The organism is Egibacteraceae bacterium (genome assembly GCA_040905805.1).
GTDB lineage: Bacteria > Actinomycetota > Nitriliruptoria > Euzebyales > Egibacteraceae > DATLGH01.
Map to the genome: position 1 here is coordinate 1 of JBBDQS010000102.1, position 4,536 is coordinate 4,536.

General features: G+C 69.3%; 6 protein-coding genes. 5 read left to right on the forward strand and 1 reads right to left on the reverse strand.

Annotated elements, in window-relative coordinates; translation table 11 throughout:
• Positions 1 to 495 precede the first annotated feature (495 nt).
• Positions 496 to 639, forward strand: a complete 144-nt coding sequence (locus tag WD250_11385; protein ID MEX2620807.1) for a hypothetical protein — start codon at positions 496 to 498, stop codon at positions 637 to 639.
• A gap of 53 nt (positions 640 to 692) precedes the next feature.
• Here the strand turns inward: WD250_11385 and WD250_11390 are convergent, their stop codons facing one another.
• Positions 693 to 905 carry a hypothetical protein gene (locus WD250_11390; protein MEX2620808.1) on the reverse strand — a complete coding sequence of 71 codons (213 nt, stop codon included), beginning with the start codon at positions 903 to 905 and terminating at the stop codon, positions 693 to 695.
• Positions 906 to 1,726: 821 nt separating this feature from the next.
• Here WD250_11390 and WD250_11395 point away from each other — a divergent pair.
• From WD250_11395 to WD250_11410, 4 genes are all read left to right on the forward strand, one after another.
• On the forward strand, positions 1,727 to 1,999 hold the full coding sequence (locus WD250_11395) for a hypothetical protein (GenBank protein ID MEX2620809.1): 273 nt from the start codon (positions 1,727 to 1,729) through the stop codon (positions 1,997 to 1,999).
• Between the two features lie 204 nt (positions 2,000 to 2,203).
• A complete protein-coding gene (locus tag WD250_11400; GenBank protein MEX2620810.1) occupies positions 2,204 to 2,593 on the forward strand; it encodes a hypothetical protein in 390 nt (129 codons plus the stop codon).
• On the forward strand, positions 2,578 to 4,008 hold the full coding sequence (locus tag WD250_11405) for an ImmA/IrrE family metallo-endopeptidase (GenBank protein ID MEX2620811.1): 1,431 nt from the start codon (positions 2,578 to 2,580) through the stop codon (positions 4,006 to 4,008). Before WD250_11400 ends, WD250_11405 begins: the two co-directional genes overlap by 16 nt.
• Positions 4,009 to 4,232: 224 nt before the next feature.
• On the forward strand, positions 4,233 to 4,536 hold a 304-nt coding region (locus WD250_11410; GenBank protein MEX2620812.1), incomplete at its 3' end, for a hypothetical protein.

The following is a 4,536-nucleotide window of genomic DNA, read 5'->3' on the forward strand; positions in this document are numbered from 1 at the left end:
CGGAGGGGACGGTCGTCGGCTGTTCGCGTCCTGGGCGTTGCCCGGCTGTACCGCAGGGAGCTCGTCGCGATGACCCCCCGCAGGCGTCGAGCGCCTCGCCGGCGCCGTGGTGACACCTGTGACGGGTCACCGACGCGCCGACCCTTCCCGAGGTCCCCACCCCGAACGGGCCGGAGAGCACCACGCCCCCGTGGGCGTCGGCGTAGACGCCCAGATCCGTGCCTCAAGCGCACGACGATGCGGCGGGGGACATCCCCCAAGGAAGGGGACGTGGTCGTGCACGAGCGAGCGCCCGAACGCCGCCAGCAGCTCGCGGTGTGGACCTTGCTGCTCGCGGGCACGCGACGTCAGGCGACAGCACCCGGGCCGGTGGCTCGAGGACCTCAGCACGGGACAGAAGACGACGGCGATCCTCCTTCTGCTGTTGCTCGAGCCCCTCGCAGGCACACCAGCAGCGTCCCACCAGTCGGGCTCGAGTTCGTCGGGTTGCCGTTGGTGCAGGCCGCCGTGGACGTGGGCTGGCGGTGGCCCGGGGTGGACACCGACGCCGAGAAGCAGCGCAGCCAGCAGCCGGGCACCACGCGCGCCGTGGACACCTCGCGCCTCATCGAGGAGGTCCGCGAGGATTTCAGCCCATGATCGTGCTCGACTCCTCGGGCCTGGTGGGCGTGCCACGTGCGTGGGCGCAACAACTACGGTTCGATGGACAGCCGCCAGCGCGGAGCAATCCGGTTGGTGACCGTGGCTGCCCGAAGCTTGCCGCCCCCATCGCGAATCTCGACTCGCTGACCGACTTCGAGGGCCACGTCGTCGTCAAGCTCAAGGTCATGGATGTAGGCGACCCCCGCCTCGAGCTCCATAGGCCCGATCTCGGTCGCTACGACCGCTTTGGTGACCGTTGCCATCGCTGCCTCCTCTCGTCCACGTTACCTCACGCTCCCGACGCCCGTCAGAGACGCGGGTGGAGGCAACGGCCCACGGAAGTGCCCCAGGACATGCTCGAAAGATGGGCGGAGACCATCTCGGGCGGCTCGCCGTTGTGCTGCCGTACCTCCGATGAGGCCCCCGGGAAGAGGCCCGACACGGACCACGACGTCGAAGTGGACGTCGTTGAGTGGATTGGGGACTCCGTCGAGGAATATATCGGTAGGCCACACCTCGATATTCACCGCCAGGAGGTCCGTGACAGACGCGAGGAGGTGAGGCCGCCCGGGCATGCGCTCGGCTACCGGGCCAAGCCCGTGCGGGTGCGTCGCGTAGGTGGACAGGACGAGCACCGCCTCATCCGAGTCGCGTCCGCGATGGCGGAGCACGTCGCCGTAGAGGTCCGCATCCGCAGCGCTCTTCTTGATCACGAGGTTGCGATCCGCAACGAAGAATCGCAGCAGTTGGTCACCGGCCTCACGCAGTTGGTAGCGGCCTTCGCGCCACCGGACTGCCGGCCCTGTCATCGTGTTTCCTTGTCTCAGTCAGTTGGGGACGCGTAACGCGCCCCGAACGTAGCCCCCACGTGCGACAGGCACGCCCCACACAGCCGCACTGCAGGGCACGGACGCGGCGGGGGGTTACCGCGAGTACCCCGAGACCTGCTGGAACTGCCATACCCACATCCACCATCACGGCTGGTCCATCTGGTGCGATGCCCACGGCCGCTAGCGGGCCGGGCCCCACGGCCCCCCACCCGACGGGCGGCCGGTTGACGGCAGGCCCCCGGTGAGGGGACCCCGTGGGCGGGGCACCCGGTGGAGGGGCCCCGGCCCCGGCCCCCGACCGCCGGTCCCCGCAGAGGACGGTCGTCGACCTGTTGTTCGCCTCCTCCGGGGTCGAGCCCGAGATCGTCGCCGAAGCGGAGGCGCTGACCGTGTTCGCCGACGTCACCGTCGGGGTGGTCCGCACCGGTCGCCTGCTCGCCCTGAAGCTCCTGGCGCGCGCGGACAACCGACCGATCGACGCACGGTCGCCGACCTCGACGTCCAGCGCACCGTCACCGACCTGGTGAGCGGGTGGGCCACCAGCGTGGCGCTGACCCAGCCCGCCGCGGGCGCGCCGCTGCGCCTGTCGCTCCACGACCGTGACGGGGCCGCGCTGTGGCTCCAGGCGCCGGGCTTCTGTGGAAGGAGGAAAGCGGGCCGAACTGACGGCCGTACAATCCGGCAGAGGACTTGTCCCGTGGCTTCTGACTCAAGCGGCCCAGGAGGACCACGTGAACGCCCCGTTCGAGTACGAACCCGATGAGCATCCCAAGCGGAAGCATCGCTGGGGGCGCGATGAGGCCGGTTTCGCCATGGTCCGTGGTCGTAAGGTTGGTAAGTGCCCACGGGGCTTTTCGCTGGAAACCGCCCAGAGCCTTGTGAACAGCGGCATGCCCTGGTCCCCGCAGTCGTGGCGCCACCAGCACCCGAAGCGGATCTACGTCGTGCACGACGGTGTGGTCTACCGGGCAGTCGAAACCGTGCCAGGGCGTTCCTACCACGGCTTCCCGGAGGCTCCGGAAGGTTTTCCTCGGGGCGCGCGGATGCTCAAGGAGCAGCTCCTGCGACGGGCCGTCGAACAAGGGCAAGAGCACGACGTGAAACGATGGATGAACTGGTGAGGAGCATTGGCAACGACGACGGTCTTCGCTTCACGTTGTGGTGGGATGCCGGGCTTGACGCCGCTGGCACCGCCGCTGAGCTCACGCGTGGCTCCGTCCGGCTCTCGGTGCGAGGGCACGTCGTCTGGCACGGCGAGGAGTTGGAAAACGGCTTCCACTGGACGTGGGTCGAGCTGCTCGAGTCCCTCGCCCACAGCTGGCCGCATCTGCTGTGGGAAGATGGCCTGCCGTTCGCACTGCGACCCACCCGACCCGCGGAGATCACCGCTCGAGCACAAGCCCGCTGGGACGACATGCCAGTGGCGCTGCGAGAGCCCGAAGAGCAGATCTTCGAGTCCTATGAGGAAACCCACAACCTCGCTCGAGCGCTCCAGGGCGCATGGCTCGCTCCGGTGTGGGTCGTCCGGGAAGGCGAGGACTGCTGGCTGTGCACGGACGCGATTGTGGTGCGCCGATGCTTCGCCGAGGTCATCACCACGTTGGAAGGGATCGGCGCCGCCATTGCTGAACAGCTTGACGCAGCGCCGGATGAGCCGCGAGCCAGCATGGCCTTGAAGGCCTGGGCGAACCGAACCGTACTACCAGTCAGAGAAGCCGTTGCGATCGCAACCGGGCTGCCGAGCAAGGTGCTCGACCACGTCGAACAACAGCGCCCAACCGAGAAGGCCTGGGGGCTCCGTGCAGACGAGTTCGAGGACAACGAGTTGGTGGCGGCCGCCCGGATGGCAGCCGAATTGCCACCCGCCGACGTCAGGACGCTGGTCGAAGAGATCCGGTCCGTGCCACACACCAGCACCCCGGCGCTTGACCGCATGGAAGCCGGCGCTCGCGAGCTGCTCTCCTCCACCGCCGAGGCCCAGCCATTTGAGCAGGCATACGAGATCGCGAGGTGGCTCAGGCGTCAGCTCGCCATCCCCGAGGCTCGTCGCGCCGAGCCTCGCGAGCTCTTGGCCGACTGGGGCGTCATCGTGCGCTCGGTCAGCCTCGAGTCCAGGGATGTGGACGCCTTCGCCTGCTGGGGGCCGCGCCACGGTCCTGCGGTGTTCCTCAACGAGCACGGTCGCCACAACGAGTCGGTCGGCGGACGACGGGCCTCACTGGCCCACGAGCTGGCGCACCTGTTGATGGACCGCCGCGGTGCATTGCCGCTGGCCGAGGTGCTGGGCGGGCGCGCCGCTCCGCTAGCCGAGCAACGCGCGCGGGCCTTCGCAGCGGAGTTCCTGCTCCCCCGCGAGGAGGCAGGCGCGGTGCTGGCGGCAGCGTCCGACCCGCATCGAGCCGTTGTGGGACTGCAGCGGCGGTACCTCGTCAGTCAGGAACTGGCGGCCTGGCAGGCACGCAATTCCGCTCGGAGCCTGCCAGCAGACGTCGAAGCCTTTCTGCGCTCGACGGTCTCGCAACCGCATCGGTATTGAGTCCACGGGCGCGCACGGCATCCAGCTAGCCGCCTTTGGCACGGTGCTGGTCGCGCTGGCCCGTGCGATCGACGCGCTGGACAAGCGGTCCGCTGCCCGCCTGGAGACTGGGCCCGTCGGGCTGGCACCGCCTATCCACAGCCCTGCCCGTCGGTTGGTGCGGGCGCGCCCGGTGGGTGCGACGCTGCGGGTCGCAGTTGTCCGATGCTTCCGGAGGCAGGACAATGGCGCTTGACGAGCGTGCCCGCCACGAGCTGTTCACGCGGCTGGAGGAGACCCTGGGTTCGGTGCCTGCCGAGACGTTGATCGGCTACCTGCCGCCGGTGGGGTGGGCCGACGTGGCCACCAAGCACGACCTGCACCAGCTCGAGGAACGCCTCGACGCGCTGGCGGAGCGCCTCGACATCCGCATCGACGCGCTGGACGAGCGGTTCGGGGCCCGCCTGGAAACGCTGGAGCACCGGGTGATGGCGCGGATGGACCAGCAGCTGGCGGCGCAGGCGCGGGCGATGGCGCTGCAGACCTGGG